This window comes from Aureimonas sp. N4 (assembly GCF_001463925.1).
Taxonomy (GTDB): domain Bacteria; phylum Pseudomonadota; class Alphaproteobacteria; order Rhizobiales; family Rhizobiaceae; genus Aureimonas; species Aureimonas ureilytica_A.
In genome coordinates, this window is sequence record NZ_BBWS01000016.1 from 118,560 (window position 1) to 134,025 (window position 15,466).

The 15,466-nt window shown below is 66.8% G+C and carries 10 protein-coding genes and 1 tRNA gene; 5 read left to right on the forward strand and 6 right to left on the reverse strand.

Annotation, left to right across the window (positions count from 1 at the left end):
- Window positions 1–10: 10 nt before the first annotated feature.
- From AUL28_RS05830 to AUL28_RS05840, 3 genes are all read right to left on the reverse strand, one after another.
- On the reverse strand, window positions 11–1,639 hold the full coding sequence (locus AUL28_RS05830) for a Na+/H+ antiporter (RefSeq protein ID WP_062230968.1): 1,629 nt from the start codon (window positions 1,637–1,639) through the stop codon (window positions 11–13).
- A 495-nt stretch (window positions 1,640–2,134) separates the two neighbouring features.
- A tRNA-His gene (locus tag AUL28_RS05835) sits at window positions 2,135–2,211 on the reverse strand.
- A gap of 148 nt (window positions 2,212–2,359) precedes the next feature.
- Entirely contained in the window at window positions 2,360–2,881 is a 522-nt protein-coding gene (locus AUL28_RS05840) for a phasin family protein (RefSeq protein ID WP_082640280.1), read from the reverse strand.
- A 226-nt stretch (window positions 2,882–3,107) separates the two neighbouring features.
- On the opposite strand from AUL28_RS05840, the gene AUL28_RS05845 reads away from it, so the two are divergent.
- The 5 genes from AUL28_RS05845 to AUL28_RS05865 all read left to right on the forward strand — a co-directional run bounded on the left by AUL28_RS05845 (window position 3,108) and on the right by AUL28_RS05865 (window position 12,505).
- Window positions 3,108–6,077: an ATP-binding protein gene (locus AUL28_RS05845; protein WP_062230969.1), complete on the forward strand. Its 2,970-nt coding sequence runs from the start codon at window positions 3,108–3,110 to the stop codon at window positions 6,075–6,077.
- A 213-nt stretch (window positions 6,078–6,290) separates the two neighbouring features.
- Window positions 6,291–7,328, forward strand: coding sequence for a Fe(3+) ABC transporter substrate-binding protein (locus AUL28_RS05850; RefSeq protein ID WP_062230970.1), 1,038 nt, complete (start codon window positions 6,291–6,293; stop codon window positions 7,326–7,328).
- A gap of 126 nt (window positions 7,329–7,454) precedes the next feature.
- A complete protein-coding gene (locus AUL28_RS05855; RefSeq protein ID WP_062230971.1) occupies window positions 7,455–9,155 on the forward strand; it encodes an ABC transporter permease in 1,701 nt (566 codons plus the stop codon).
- A gap of 171 nt (window positions 9,156–9,326) precedes the next feature.
- Window positions 9,327–11,222 (forward strand): AsmA family protein, encoded by a 1,896-nt coding sequence (locus AUL28_RS05860; RefSeq protein ID WP_062230972.1) that lies wholly within the window; start codon window positions 9,327–9,329, stop codon window positions 11,220–11,222.
- Window positions 11,223–11,281: 59 nt separating this feature from the next.
- Window positions 11,282–12,505 (forward strand): hypothetical protein, encoded by a 1,224-nt coding sequence (locus AUL28_RS05865; protein WP_062230973.1) that lies wholly within the window; start codon window positions 11,282–11,284, stop codon window positions 12,503–12,505.
- 63 nt (window positions 12,506–12,568) lie between these two features.
- Here AUL28_RS05865 and AUL28_RS05870 read toward each other — a convergent pair whose 3' ends face one another.
- Genes AUL28_RS05870 through AUL28_RS05880 form a run of 3 tightly spaced genes read right to left on the reverse strand, consistent with a single transcriptional unit; the run spans window position 12,569 to window position 15,457 of the window.
- Window positions 12,569–13,390, reverse strand: a complete 822-nt coding sequence (locus tag AUL28_RS05870) for an ABC transporter permease (RefSeq protein ID WP_058635056.1) — start codon at window positions 13,388–13,390, stop codon at window positions 12,569–12,571.
- 1 nt (window position 13,391) lies between these two features.
- Complete coding sequence (locus tag AUL28_RS05875) at window positions 13,392–14,294, reverse strand: ABC transporter permease subunit (protein WP_062230974.1); 903 nt, start codon at window positions 14,292–14,294, stop codon at window positions 13,392–13,394.
- 11 nt (window positions 14,295–14,305) lie between these two features.
- Window positions 14,306–15,457, reverse strand: coding sequence for an ABC transporter ATP-binding protein (locus tag AUL28_RS05880; protein ID WP_058600065.1), 1,152 nt, complete (start codon window positions 15,455–15,457; stop codon window positions 14,306–14,308).
- Between the last annotated feature and the right edge of the window lie 9 nt (window positions 15,458–15,466).

Consider the following 15,466-nt stretch of genomic DNA (forward strand, 5'->3'; position numbering starts at 1 on the left):
GTCTGCGCCTTCACCCGGCGTAGCGCGTTTCCAACAGGTCGATCTCGCGCACCAGCCGGCGCGCCGTTTCTGAGCCCAGCTGCCGACGGCGCACCTTGCGAAAGATTTCGGCCCGCTCGGCGTTCAAGGCCGCCAACCGCATCTCGCGCTCGATCCGGTCCGAGCGCTGCGCCGTCTCGGCACTGTCGCCCTCCGCCGACCGGCGCTCGATGCGGCGATGGTAAAGATCGGTGAGCTGCGAGGCGGCCGCGACATAAAGATCGGCGTCCTTGCCCTGATCGGCGGTCTGGCTGAGGAGCCGGCCAATCTCGGCAATCGCCGCCTCGGCCGCCGCGATGCGGGCGGCATCCTCTTCCGCCTGCTGCGAGGGTTCGGGCGGCAGTTCGAGGCCGCGCAGGAGCAGCGGCAGGCCGAAGGTCGCCACCAGAAGCGACACGATGATCACGCCCATCGCCAGCGAGATGGCGAGATCGCGCGCCGGAAAGGGCGAGCCGTCGTTCAGCGTCAGCGGTAAGGTCAGAACGCCAGCCAGCGTCACCGCGCCGCGAACGCCCGCGCAGGACATGGCCGCCACGATGCGCCAGCTCGGCGAGGTCGTGCGGTCGCGCCGCCGCAGGAGGGTCAGTTGCAGCGACAGCCAGACCCAGGTGAAGCGCAGGGCGGCGAGCCCCGCCGTGATGGCGACGGCATAGAGGATCAGCCAGGTGATCTCGTGCTGGCCCGGCTGGCTGACCGTCTCGGCGGCGCGCGAGACGATGGCCGGCAATTGCTCGCCCAGAAGCACGAAGATGATGCCGTTGGCGGCATATTGGATCGTGTCCCAGACCGTGCTGCGGCGAACGCGCGTGACGGCCATGACGCGGCCCCGGCTTTCGGCGAAGCTCATCGTGACGCCCGCCGCGACGGCGGCGAGAATGCCGGAACATTCGAGATGCTCCGCCAGAAGATAGCAGGCAAAGGGGATCAGGAGGCTGATCAGGATCTGCGAGCCGGTATCCTCGCCAAAGCGCTCTGACACCCAATCCTTGGCCCGCGTGATGGCGAGCGTGACAAAGGTTCCGACCGCCAGCCCGCCCAGCGCCACCCAGACGAAATTGAGCACCGCGTCGCCCAGCGAGAACGTGCCCGTGAGCGCGGCGGCGACCGCAAAGCGGAAGCAGACGAGGCCCGATGCGTCGTTCAACAGCGACTCGCCCTCCAGGATATGCAGCATCCGCTTGGGGATCGGCACGCGGTTGGCGATGGCGGACACCGCGATCGGATCGGTGGGCGAGACGATGGCTGCCAGCGCGAAGGCCACGGCCAGCGGCATGGCCGGCACCAGCCAGTGAATGAACAGGCCCATGCCCGCGACCGTGACGACCACGAGACCCAAGGCCAGTTCGACGATGATGATCCGGTCCTTGAACAGTTCCTCGCGCGGAATACGCCAGCCATCCAGAAACAGAAGCGGGGGCAGGAAGAGAAGAAAGAAGATTTCGGGGTCGAGGCTGACGCGCAGGTCCGCGAACAGGCCGATGGCGGCCCCCAGCACGATCTGAAACAAGGGACGCGGCACGGGAAACGGCAGGACGCGCAGGAAAATGCCGCTGGCGACGACGGCCAGAAGAAGCACGAGCGTGATCGTGACGGTTTCCAAGGACGTCTCCGGGCAGGCTGGTGGCCGAGCGCGGGAGGCTACGTGCCACTCGCTCAACGGATCGGAACCGATCCGCCCGCACATGTCCCGGCGAGCCCGTCGCTTGTCAACCACGACACGGCTTTGCCGCCCGCCTCACGCGGCAAAATTCCTGGCCCCGCCCAAGGACCGGCAGACAGTCGGCGCGTCGAGCACTCGTGACAGAAACAAGCGGCGCCATTGCATCGGCAAGCCTTCGCCCTGCTTCGCCCCGGAACCTCCGCCGCCTGGCGGCAGCCTTCCGCACCATCGCCGGCTTGCCAAAGCAGCCATACCCTAAGAATCACTCAGCGCGATGGTCTCAGCCAAATGCGAAATAGATATTCCGCCGCACAAGGACCAACCAACGCGCGGATCTGCCCGTCATTTTGTGCAACCAGACTGTCTAACGGAGGATATCACGTCATGCTGCGACGCTTCGAAAGCGCCCATCATCTGCAGAACAATGATTTGGAATGGTACGGTTGAGTGGGTTCGAACCACCGACCTTCGGAGCCACAATCCGACGCTCTAACCAACTGAGCTACAACCGCATATCGTCGTGACGACGAGACCGCCAATACGGCTTTTCGAAAGGGATGGCAAGGGCCGCGCTCCAAAAAGAGCGATCTGTGGACAAAGCCGCGCGGCCCGGCCGGGTGCGAAACGGGCCGCGATCGGCCCGTTTCGCAGCTTGAAAGATCAGAACTCGGTCTTTCCCGCGGCGCGCTCGGCGGCCTCGCGGCTCGGCTGAAGCACCTCGCGCGCGGCCGATTGCGATGCGCTCTGGATGTCGCGGGCCTGGCGTGTGGCGAGTTCCACCTGCTGGCGGAAAAAGCTCGTCTGCAATTCGATGAACTCGGACACCGACTTCACGCCGGCGAGCTTCTCGAGATGCGAGAAGTTCATTTCCGCCTGGGTGCGCATTCCGTCCAGCGCGCGCTTGGTCAGATTGAGCGAACCCGAATGGGCGTTCTCGATCGTGGCCTCCAGCGTCTTGGTCGCCTCGTCGGCGGCGGTCTTCATGCGCGCATAGGCCTCGCGCGATTGCTCCATCGACTTTTCGGCGGTGGCGCGGAAGGTTTCCGTCATCTTGGACGGATCCATCCCGAAGGCCGCCTGCGCGTCCCGGAAGGCCTGCGGATTGGTCATCGAGTCGAACGCCTGTCGCGCGCCTTCGAAGGCGGCGTTGGCGGCATCGTGCGGCTTATCTGCGTCGGACATGGCGGGGGCTCCTTCTGGGCGGCATTGTGACCACAACGAGGCGACATCATCAAGGGTTGCGCGGGTTCGCGCGCCAAGCCCTCCGGCGCATTAACCCTGTCGCCGGACGATGCGGCCATGGATGCGGTCTGTTCTGGATTTGAGCTGCGCAAGACCTTATTAACGCTCCAGTAACTCTTTTGTTGTCCGACCCGGAGCCACGACCATTTCGACCTCTCTCGACTTCATGGTTCTTCCAGCCGTGCGTGTGGCCAACGCCCTCGGCTCGGCCGTGGCCGTGCTGTCGGCCGATCTCGCCACGGTTCTCTGGTGCAACGCAGCCGGGGCGGCGCTTCTGGCCCTGCCCACGGGGCGGCGCAGCAGCGACGAGGCCGGCATGTCTCCGCTTTTGCCGCAGATCGGCCTGGCGCGCGAAACGCTGCGCCTGAAGCGCCGCACGCAGCTTTTGCTGCGTCCGGCCGACGCCGGCATGGGCCGTGCGGTTCTCGCGCGGCTGGAGGCCGGCGGATCGAATGGCGATCACGTGCTGCTGACCGTGCGCTTCGACGGCGCGCCGGGCGAAACCCGCGAGGCCTTCGCGGAGCGGCTGGTCGGCGAAGCGGGGCTGACGACCGTGCCGGCCTGCATCGTGTCGGAAACCGGCTTCGTCTGGGGAACGCCCGAGGTGCCAGCCGAGGAACATGCGCTTCTGGCCGCGCAGGGCGTGGAGTTCCTGAAAGCAGGCGAAGAGCGACTGACCGTCGAGGACGAGTTCGGCGCCCTGTCCTTCGCCAAGGTCGCCGAGGGTCTGGTGCTCATTCACATGGACGCGCCGGACGCGCCGGCGATCGAGGAATCCGACGAACCCGCGACGCCCGCAGCGCCGCTGGATGTGGAAGCTATGCCTGAGTCCTCCGCTTTCTCTTCGGATACCAAGGCGGACGAAACCTGGCTGGCCGAAGCGTCCGCCTACGATGCTTCGGGCGACGATGAGCCCGCCCTTTTGGAAGCGGATGCGGCCTTGCCCGCCTCCACGGCACCCTTGTTCGACGCCGATCTCGACCGCGAGCCCGTGCGCTTCGTCTGGCAGATCGACGAGGCCGGCCGCATTTCCAGCCTGTCTCCTGAATTTGCCGAGGTGGTCGGCCCGCACTCGGCCGACGTGATCGGCCGCACCTTTGCCGATGTCGCCCGCGTCTACGGGCTGGACGACAGCGGCGAGGTCGAGCGCCTGCTGGCGCGACGCGACACGTGGTCGGGCCGCTCCATCCTTTGGCCGATCGAAGGCACGGATCGCAAGGCGCCCGTGGATCTGGCCGCGCTGCCGATCTATAGCCGCGACCGCCGCTTCGAAGGCTTTCGCGGCTTCGGCGTGGTGCGCCCGGCCGAGCATGTGGCCGACCCGGACGCCCTGGGTTTGGTGCTGACGAGCGGCGCGCCGGTGGTTGCAGCCGCCGAGGACAAGGCCTCAACGAGCGAGCCGGAGACCGCCGACACGCGCGCAAGCTTCGGCCGCCGCACCCGCGAGCCCGACATGCCGGTTGAGGAAACGGCCCAGCAACGGCAGGCGCGCGAGGGCGCGCTGTCGAGCGCCGAAGCCGCCGCCTTCCGCGCCATCGGCGCGGAACTCGGCGTGTTTCCGCGCCTGCGATCGGTTCCGACGCCCGCGCCTGCGCCGGTCCCGGCCCCCGTTGCCGAACTCGGCGAGAGCGAGGCGGAGGAGCGGGAGGACACGGTTCCGTTCGCGGCGCACGAGCTGGAAGACATGTTCGACGCGCTGCCGCTGGCCGTGCTCGTGCAGATGGGCGACCGGCTGCTCTTTGCCAACAAGCGCTTCTTCGCCTTCACGCGCTATCGCGATCTCGACGCGTTGGACGATGCCGGCGGGCTCGATCGTCTGGTTTTGTCGCCCGGCGAATCCGACGAGGGCGACGAGGCGACGATCCAGTGCGGTGATGGCACGGTGGAGCGCACGCGCCTGCACCTTCAGCGCGTGTCCGTGGCCGGGCGCTCCTGCCTTCTCATGTCCTTCACCGAACGGCCCGAGCCGGAAGACGAGCTTCTGGCCGGCACGGTGGTCGATCTCCAGCGCGAGGTGGAGGAGCTTCAGGCCGTTCTCGACACCGCGACGGACGGCATCGTGCTGCTCGACGCCAGCGAGCGCGTGCGCAAGATGAACGGCGCGGCCGAGGCCCTGTTCGGCCTCTCGCCCGACATCTATCTCGGCCTGCCCTTCGTGGATCTGCTGGCGCCCGAAAGCCGGCAGAGCGCGCAGGATTATATCGAGACGCTGCGCGACAACGGGCTTGCCTCGATCCTGAACGACGGGCGCGAAGTCTTCGCCAAGGTCGGCCCGGAGCGCGCCAAGGGCTCCGAGCAGGGCACGATCCCGCTTTTCGTCACGCTCGGCCGCCTGTCCGACGGACGCGGCTGGTGCGTGGTGATCCGCGACATCGCGCAGTGGAAGCAGGCCGAGAAGGATCTGGTGGAGGCGCGCCGGCTGGCCGAGAGCGCCAGCCTGCACAAGAGCCGCTTCCTCGCCAATGTGTCCCACGAGCTGCGCACGCCACTCAACGCGATTATCGGCTTTGCCGATGTCATGGCCTCGGAGTGCTTCGGCCCGATCGGCCACGAGCGCTATCTCGAATATCTCGGCGACATCAAGCGCTCGGGCCACCATGTGCTCGACCTCGTGAACGACCTCCTCGACATATCCAAGATCGAGGCGGGCAAGATCGAGCTGACCTTCGAGTCGGTCTCGCTCAACGATGTCGTGGCCGAGGTCGTGTCGCTGATGCAGCCGCAGGCCAATCGCGAGCGGGTGATCGTGCGCTCGGTCCTGCCGGCCTCGGTGCCGCCGGTCGTGGCGGATCGGCGCTCGGTTCGGCAGATCGCGCTGAACCTCATCGCCAATGCCGTGCGCTTCACGCCGGCGGGCGGGCAGATCGTCGCCTCAACCCATCACAACGAGGATGGCTCCGTCAGCCTGCGCTTCCGCGATTCCGGAATCGGCATGACCGATCAGGAGGTGGAGATCGCCCTCACCCCGTTCCAGCAGGTCAAGGCCGGCGGACGCGGCGAAGGCACCGGGCTCGGCCTGCCGCTGACCAAGGCCATGGTCGAGGCGAACCGGGCGCACTTCTCCATCGCCTCCACGCCGGGCGAAGGAACGCTGGTGGAAGTCGCCTTTCCCGCCCCGCGCGTCCTCGCGGTTTAAATCATCGATTGATCATCTCTACTTAATAGAGAAAGTATAGAACCATTCCAATCTCATAGATCACCGGAACGTTACCTCGGATCGGGATTGATCCGGTAGCCGGCTTCCGGCATGTCAAAACTCGACCCTCACGCTCGACTTTTCATGTGTCGCTCGTGGCGGGCTCGTTTTGGCGGCCCCTCGACGCTGGGCCATGGATGGGATGTTCCTGCGATGACACCGACTTTCCTTCGCGGCGGTCTCTTGGCGCTCGGCTTTGCGGCGCTGATGGGCGGCACGGCTGAAGCCGCCGACGTCAACATCTATTCGTCCCGCCAGCCGGCGCTGATCCAGCCCCTGCTCGACGCCTTCACCAAGGAAACCGGGCTCACCACGGCGGCGATCTTCATCGAAAAGGGCCTGGAGGAGCGCGTGAAGGCGGAGGGCGCCAACTCCCCGGCCGACGTGATTCTGACGGTCGACATCGGCCGCCTCGACGCGGCGCGCGAAGCCGGCATCCTTCAGCCGCTCGAAAACGCCGTGATCGCCAAGGACATTCCGGCCGCCTTCCGCGACAAGGGCAACGAATGGTCGGGCGTCACGGCGCGCGCGCGCGTCGTCTATGCCTCGGCCGATCGCGTGGGCGACGAGCCCATCACCTATGAAAGCCTTGCCGACCCCAAGTGGAAGGGCAAGATCTGCATCCGCTCGGGCCAGCATCAGTATAATGTCGCGCTGATCGCCGCCTTCCTCGCCCATCATGGCGAGGCCAAGACCAAGACCTGGCTCGAAGGTCTGCGCGACAATCTCGCCAGCGCGCCGCAGGGCGGCGACCGCGATCAGGCGCGCAACGTCGCCGCCGGCCAGTGCGACATCGCCATCGGCAACACCTATTATGTCGGCTTGATGCGCAACAACGAGAAGGAGCCGGAACAGAAGGAATGGGCCAAGGCGATCAAGGTCGTCCTGCCGACCTTCGAGAACGGCGGCACCCATGTGAACATTTCCGGCATGGGTCTGGCGAAGAATGCGCCCAACCGGGACAATGCCGTCAAGTTCATGGAATTCCTGACGACCGACGAGGCGCAGCGCATCTATGCCGAGATCAATCACGAATATCCGCTGAAGCCCGGCGTGGCACAGTCGGAGACCGTGAAGAGCTTCGGCGAGCTGAAGCCCGACACGCTGTCGCTCACCGACATCGCCTCCCACCGCGCCAAGGCGTCGCAGCTGATCGACGAGGTCGGCTTCGACAAGGGACCGCAGACCTGAAGCGTCCCGCATGACGCTTCGCCGATCCGGCCATATTCGACCAGCGCCCGCGTGTGATCGCGCGGGCGCTGGTCGTTGCACGCGCACAGGCCGCTCTGGCGAGCCACGCGAGCGGAGCGGGCGGCGATGAGCCGGGCGGAGCCGGTCGCCGCGCCGGCCCCATCGCTCCATGCGCGCCGCCGTGCGGTGGGCTCGGAGCGCTGGTTCGTGCTGGGCGCCGCCGGGCTCGCGCTCGTCGTCGCCTTGCCCATCCTGTCGCTCGGCTGGATCGCCGTGTCCGGCTCGGGCGGGGACTGGGCGCATCTCCTGCGCACCGTCCTGCCCGACGCGACGCGCACCACCGCTCTCCTGATGCTGGGCGTCGCGCTGGCGACGGGCCTCCTCGGCACGCTTCTCGCATGGATCGTCACCGGCTTCGATTTTCCGGGCCGCCGGGTTTTCGCCTGGGCGCTGGTGCTGCCGCTCGCCGTGCCGACCTATATCGCGGCCTACTGTTTCAACGAGCTTCTGCATTATGTCGGTCCGGTGCAGACGGGGCTGCGCGCCCTGATGGGCTATCGCACACGGGCCGAATACAGCTTCCCCGAAATCCGTTCGCTCGGCGGCGCGATCCTGATTCTGTCCTCCGTCCTCTACCCGTATGTTTATCTCGCGACGCGCGCCGTCTTCCTGATGCAGGGACGGCGCATGGCGGAGGTGGCGCGCACGCTGGGCGCCGGGCCGCTGCGCCTGTTTGCGACCATCCTCCTGCCGCTGGCCCGGCCCGCCATCGCCGTCGGCGTGTCGCTCGCCCTGATGGAAGTCGTCAACGATATCGGCGCGGTGGAGTTCTTGGGCGTCCAGACGCTGACCTTCGCCGTTTATTCGACCTGGCTCAACCGGGGCGATCTTCAGGGCGCCACGCAGATCGCGCTTTTGATGCTCACGGTGATCGTCGCCCTGGTCTGGCTGGAGCGCTTCGCGCGGCGGCGGCAGGGCTTCACGGCGGGCCGGGGCGGCATGGCGCCGCCGCCGCTCGTGCGCCTGCGCGGCCCGGCGGCTCTCGGCGCTTTCACCCTGTGCTTCCTGCCGCTGGCTTCCGGCTTCGGGGTGCCGCTCTTCATCCTCAGCCGCTATGCCATGAACCGGCTGGGGGATCTCGCCGACCCGGCGCTCTGGCGCGCGCTATGGCACACGGTTCTCGTGGCGGGCGCCAGCGCCTGCCTCGTGGTCGGCGCGAGCTTTCTCGTGACCTATGGTCTGCGCCTTCGCCGCAGCCGCTCGCTTGCCGCGCTCGCCCGGCTCGGCTCGCTCGGCTATGCGGTGCCCGGAACGGTTCTGGCGATCGGCCTTCTCGTGCCGCTCGCCGCCTTCGACAATGCGCTGGATGCGTGGATGCGCGCCTGGTTCGGCGTCTCGACCGGGCTTCTTCTGTCAGGCTCCGGGCTCGCCATCGTGCTCGCCTGCACGGCGCGCTTCACCGCCATGGGCCATGGCACGCTGGAAAGCGGTTTTGCGAAACTGTCGCCCCATCTCGACATGGCCGCGCGCACGCTCGGGCGCGGGCCGGGCAGCGTGCTCGCCACCATCCTCCTTCCGCTGATGCGCCCGGCCGTTCTCACGGGTTTTCTTCTCGTCTTCGTGGATGCGGCAAAGGAATTGTCCGCGACGATCCTGCTGCGGCCCTTCGACTTCGACACACTGGCGACGCATGTCTATGCGCAGGCCTCTCGCGCCGCCTTCGAGGACGGGGCCATCGCCGCGCTTCTGATCGTGCTCGTCGGCATCACGCCGGTTCTTCTCCTGACCCGAGCACTGTTGAAGAACGAACAAGACCCGCGCCGCTGAATCCGAGGCGGCGGCGACCTGCCATGCGATCGGCGCAATCCACGGGCATGGTAGAGGGGAAACGGTGGTTCCTTCTGAAGACGGCGCGACTTCGCCCTGTTCAAGCGTGGCCGCCAACTCTAGATAAGCTTGGCTGGCCATCGCGCGAGCCGAGTCTCGAAGGACCCCCGATTGAACGAACCCTTGCCCCCGGTGCCGCCCGCGACCGAAAGCCAATCGCGCGGGACAGGGCGGCGTGGCGTCTGGCCGTTGGCGATCGGGCTGGTCCTGTTGGCCATCACAGTGCTGGTTTTCGCCTTCTCCTCCCTGTCGCTGCAACTGGGCGACGCCCGCGAGGAGTTGGAAGCACGTCTGGCGCATCTGACCGGGCAGCCGATCCATGTGGACGGGGCCGTCTCCTTCGAGCTGCTGCCGCGCCCGACCGCCGTGCTCACCGATCTGCGGGCGCGCACCGGCGCGGGCGAACGGGCGCAACTTCTGACGGTGGACCGGGTGGAGGCGCGTTTCGCGCTGCTCCCCGCGCTTCTGGGGCGCGCCGAAATCCAGCGCATCGCCTTGGTGCGACCTGAATTGATGCCGGCCGGCGCGGATGCCGTGCCGGATCTGGCGCCGTCTGCCGCACTCAAGCCAAGACCCCCTCAAGTCGGAACACCCGGTGACATGCCGGTCGGTGCGGCCTCGCGAGACCTGCAACTCTTTCTCGTGCGCTTCGAAGGGCTGCGGGAGATCGATATTCGCGACGGGCTGTTTCGCATTCCCGGCCGCGCGGACAATCTCTCCAACGTCAATCTGACCTTCATCTGGCCGGGCGGCGAAAGCAGCGCCTTTCTGGCCGGCAGCGCCGTCTGGAACGGCCAGCCCGTTCATCTTGAAACCAAGATGGAGCGGCCCCTGCCCTTCACGAAGGGCGAGAGTTCGGCGCTGACGCTGGCGCTGTCCTCGCCCGCGCTGGACGTGTCTTTCGACGGCAAGGGCTCGGCGGGCGAGAGATTGAGCCTGACGGGCGCGCTGGGTCTGTCCACTCCCTCCCTGTCGCGGGCGGTGGACTGGATCGGCCGGGAGAATTCCGGTCTGCCGGATTTCGGCGCCTTCGCCATTCAGACGCAGATCCAACTCGTGGACGATCGTATCAGCCTCGGCTCCGCCTCGCTCGACGTCGGCGGCGACAAGGGGCGTGGCAGTCTGGAGGCGGTGCTGTCTCGGGGGGACAGCAAACCGCCCTCCGTTTCGGGAACGCTCGCCTTCCGCAAGCTCGATTTCGGCCGCTTCAGCCAGGCTATCGCGCCCAAGCCGCAGACGATCCTGGATCTTCAACGCCCGATCCACACGGACTTCCTGCGCAATCTCGATCTCGATTTGCGTCTTTCGGCCGAACAGGCCGATCTCGGCGAAACGGATGCGCGCGACGTCGCCGCGACGATCAAGGCCATGGGCGGCGTCGGGACGGTCGACATCGGCGACATGACGCTGCTCGGCGGGCGCGGCGATCTGCGCATCACCATCGACACGAATCAGGCGCGCCCCGACCTCACGCTGTCCGCCGGCCTTCGGGATGTGGACGTGTCCAACGTCGTGGCCCTCACCGACGGCGCCCCCATGCCATTGAGCTCGGGCCGGGGCGATCTGCAACTGACCCTGCGCGGACCGGCCACCAATTGGGGCGAGATCGCGCTTGCCTGCCGAACGGAGGCCAAGCTGCGCGTGCGCGATGGCGAACTCGCAGGCATCGAGCGCGGCATGTTGGCGGCACCCGGCCCGCGCCCGATCGACCCCGCGACGGCAACACCCGAACCATTCCGTCGCGGCGAACTGGCCCTGGCGGGCGTCGGTCCGCATTTTCGCATCGACAAGCTGGCGATCGCCTTCGATAAGGGCGAGGCGAGCGCCACCGGCACGGTGGATTTGCGCAGCAGCCGGCTTTTGGTGCAGGGTCAATTCGACCCGGCCAAGGAAGAAGCGTCGGGCGTATCGAATTCGTTCACCATATCGAAACCGATCGGGTTCAAGTTGGACGGAGAATGGCCGAAGCCGACGCTGACCGTGAGCGCGTCGGACGGGCCGACCTGACGGAACCGCCCCCCTCGATGAAGCGCGCGGCGTTCCGTCGATCCGGAGCGGAGCCGCAAATGTCTCGTCTGATCCCCCGCCTCGCCGCATTCGTTCTCGCTGGCTCGATGCTGTGCCCGATCGCCGCGTCGGCCGGCTCCGTCATCCGCATCGACGACGTGGCCACCGCCTCGCAGCCCAAGGGATCGGTCGCGGTCGCCAAGCTGCGCGCGCCCACCGCCGACCCGGCCGCCTGCGCCCGAGACTTCCACGCCCGGCTTAAATCCATCGCGGAAGGGCCGTTCCAAAGCGTCAAGGCCGCCTTGGCCGGCCCAGCCGAATCCGCGCGCGCGTCGTCGCCGGGCGAAGGCGGCATGATCTTCCCGCCCAATGCCCGGTCGCGCGGTACCGACCAGACGGCCGCTCTTCGCGCCGCCATGGCGGCCGCCAAGGGCGTGAGCGGTGTCGCGCCGCGAGACGCCAATGCCAAATGGACGGCGACCCGCATTCGCGAAGACCTCGGCGACTTCCTGACACAAGGCCCCTCCCCCTATCTTTGCTCGGGCATCGAAGCCTATCTAACGACGCTCAAGCGCTTCGCCTCGCAGGTTTCGGTCTCGCCGGATCGCCGCCAGCGCGTGTTGGAAACCGCGCAGGGCATGGCGCGCACGAGTCTGGCCGAGGCGCTTCTGGCGCTGCGTCCGGTTCCCGTGCCGACCGCAGCCCCCGAGGATCGTGGCGCGCCCGCCGAGAGCGCCCCGGTCGCGCTTCAGAGCGAGCCGGGTGCGGCGAGCGAGACACCCATGGGGCCGCCCATGCTTGTGGCCGTGCGTGACACGGGCGCGACGCGCATTTCGGAAGGCGACGGGGTAGACCCCGACCTGCCGCCGCTGAAGGCCCCGCGCGAGCACAAGCTCGACTCATCCGCCGATGTCGGCGCTGCCGTCTCCGAACTCGGCCGCGCGATCCGCGAAGCCTCGACCTCGGTGAACACGGACGGCCATGTTCTGGACACCACCACGACCGCCAGCACGGCCGCGCTGATCGGCCCGATGCAGCCTGCGCGAAAGAAAAGCGCCTTGGAGGAACTGGCCGAGCTCAAGCCCTTCTTCGCGCCCGATGGCGGCTTCACGGGCGATGCGCGCCTGCGCCTGACGCTGATGGGCGCCCTGTCCGACCTCGAAGCGGTGGATCGGCTGATCGAGGTTTCGACCCTGCCGGAAGACCCGCTCGGTGCGGCCTTCGCCGCGACGTTCGACGCGATCGAAACCGCCCATGCCGAGAGCTGCCGCTGCAAGCTGTAAGGTCGCCAGGATGAAACGAAAGAGCCCCGCCGGCATCCGGCCGGGCTCTTTCGTATGGACTTGTCAGATGTCCTGACTGGCGAGCCGCTCGTCGGCGCGTCGCCGTGTCTCCTGCCGCCGGTTGAACAGCGCGGCGAGGATGACGCCAAGGGCGACGACGGCGATCATGATCGTGGAGATGGCGTTGATCTCCGGCGTCACGCCGAGGCGCACCTGGCTGTAGATGCGCATGGGCAGCGTCGTCGCGCCGGGGCCGGACGTGAAGCTCGCAATCACAAGATCGTCCAGCGAGAGCGTGAAGGCCAGCATCCAGCCCGCCGCGACGGCCGGCCAGATGACAGGCAAGGTGATGAGCAGGAAGGCCTTGGCAGGTGGGCAGCCCAGATCCTGCGCTGCCTCTTCCAGCGAACGGTCGAAGGACACGAGGCGCGACTGCACGACCACGGCGACGAAGCACATGGTCAGCGTCGTATGGGCGACCGTCACGGTCCAGAAGCCCCGGTCGAAATCGATCGCGACGAAGAGCAGGAGCAGCGACAGGCCGGTGATGACCTCCGGCATGACCAGCGGTGCGAAGACCATGCCCGAAAACAAGGTGCGCCCGACGAAGCGGGGATGGCGCACCAGCGCCATGGCGGCCAGCGTGCCGAGAATGGTGGCGAGCGTGGCCGAAAGCAGCGCCACGCGCAACGTCACCCAGGCCGCATCCAGAAACAGCCGGTTGTTCAGGAGCGAGGCGTACCAGCGCGTCGAGAACCCGCCCCAGACCGTGACGAGCTGCGAGGCGTTGAAGGAATAGATCACCAGAAGCAGGATCGGCAGGTAGAGAAAGGCGAAGCCGAAAACCAGCGAAACCAGATTGAAGGTGGAGAAACCGCGCTTCATGTCAGCCCTGCCTCGCCTGGAGCCGCTGGAACAGCGTGATCGGCACGACCAGAACCAGAAGCAGCAGCACCGCGACCGCCGAGGCGACCGGCCAGTCGCGATTGGTGAAGAACTCGTCCCAGAGTGTCTTGCCGATCATCAGCGTCTGCGAGCCGCCCAGGAGATCGGGGATCACGAATTCGCCGACCGCCGGAATGAAGACCAGCAGCGCCCCGGCCAGAACGCCCGGCAGCGACAAGGGAAAGGTGACGCCCCAGAACGCGCCGAGGGGCGTGCAGCCGAGATCGCCCGCTGCCTCCAGAAGGCGCGGGTCGAGCCGCTCGAGGCTGGCATAGATCGGCAGAACCATGAAGGGCAGGTAGGAATAGACGATGCCGATATAGACGGCGTTGTTGGTGTTGAGGATCGTGAGCGGCGTGTCGATGAGCCCGGTCCAGAGCAGGAACTGGTTCAGATAGCCCTCGTTGCGCAGGATGCCGATCCAGGCATAGACCCGGATCAGAAAGCTCGTCCAGAAGGGCAGAACCGTCAGCATCACCAGAACGGGCCGCAGCCCCCCCGGCGCGCGCGACATGGCATAGGCCAGGGGATAGGCGACCAGTAGCGTCAGCACGGTCGAGATCGCGGCGATCTTCAGGCTGGAGAGGTAGGCGTTCAGATAGAGCGGGTCCTCCATCAGGAACTGATAGCTCTGCGTGCCGAGTTTCTTCAGCGTCGCGACCAGACCCGACAGGCTGCTCCAGTCGAAGACCGGCAGATAGGGCGGCTGGGCGATCGCCGTTTCCGACAGCGAAATCTTCAGGACGATGAAGAAGGGAACGAGAAACAGGACCAGCAGCCAGAGATAGGGAATGCCGATCACGGCTCCCTTCCACCAGTTGGGTCGCAGGATACGAGAGGCCATGGCTTCGCTCCTCACTGCACCAGAAGCACGCCGGCGTCGCGCTCGAAGGTGAGCCAGACCTCTTCCTCCCACGCGATCTGCTCGTCCGCCACACGCGAGGCGTTGATGACCGTGGAGCGCACGAGCGCGCCGTTTTCGAGCTTGACGTTGAAGAGCGTGACATCGCCGAGATAGGCGATGTCCCAGACGACGCCGCGCAGCGCGTTGACGCCGATATCGCTCGGCGGGCGGCGCGACAGGCGCATCTTTTCGGGGCGCACGGCAAAGGCCGCACTGTCGCCGGGGGCGACCGTCGTGGCGCTCTCCGTCTCGATGACGCCGACATCGGTGGCAAGCCGCACCAAGCCGCCCGAGCCGCTTTCCACCACGCCCTCGATCAAGGAAATATTGCCGACGAAATCGGCGACATAGCGCGAGTTCGGCGCCTCGTAGATCACGGCGGGCGTCGCCACCTGACAGAGCTTGCCGGCGCGCATCACGGCGATGCGGTCGGACATGGTCATCGCCTCTTCCTGGTCGTGCGTCACGATCACGAAGGTGAGGCCGAGTTCCTGCTGGAGGTCCATCAGCTCGAACTGGGTTTCCTCGCGCAGCTTCTTGTCGAGCGCGCCCAGCGGCTCGTCGAGAAGCAGAACCTTGGGCCGCTTGGCGAGCGAGCGGGCGAGCGCCACGCGCTGCTGCTGGCCGCCCGAAAGCTGCTGCGGCTTGCGCTTGCCATAGGCGTCCAGCTTCACGAGCTTCAGCATCTCGGCCACGCGGTCGCGAATCTCGCCCTTGGCCATGCCATCCTGCTTGAGGCCGAAGGCGATGTTCTGTTCGACGCTCATGTGCGGGAACAGGGCGTAGGACTGGAACATCATGTTCAGCGGCCGGCGATAGGGCGGCACGCCCTTGAGGCTCTCGCCGCCCAGCCTGATATCGCCCGATGTCGGTTCCTCGAAGCCCGCGAGCATCCGCAGCAGCGTGGACTTGCCGCAGCCCGACGGCCCGAGCAGCGTGAAGAACTCGCGCGGATAGATCTTGAGGCTGAGATCGTCCACGGCGTTGAACGTGCCGAAGCGCTTGGAAATACGATCGAACTCGATCAGCGGCGTCGCTTTGGGGTCGTTCCACGGATCGAACGAGCGGCGAATATTGCCGAAAGCCTTGGGTGCCGTAGCCATTGTGAACCC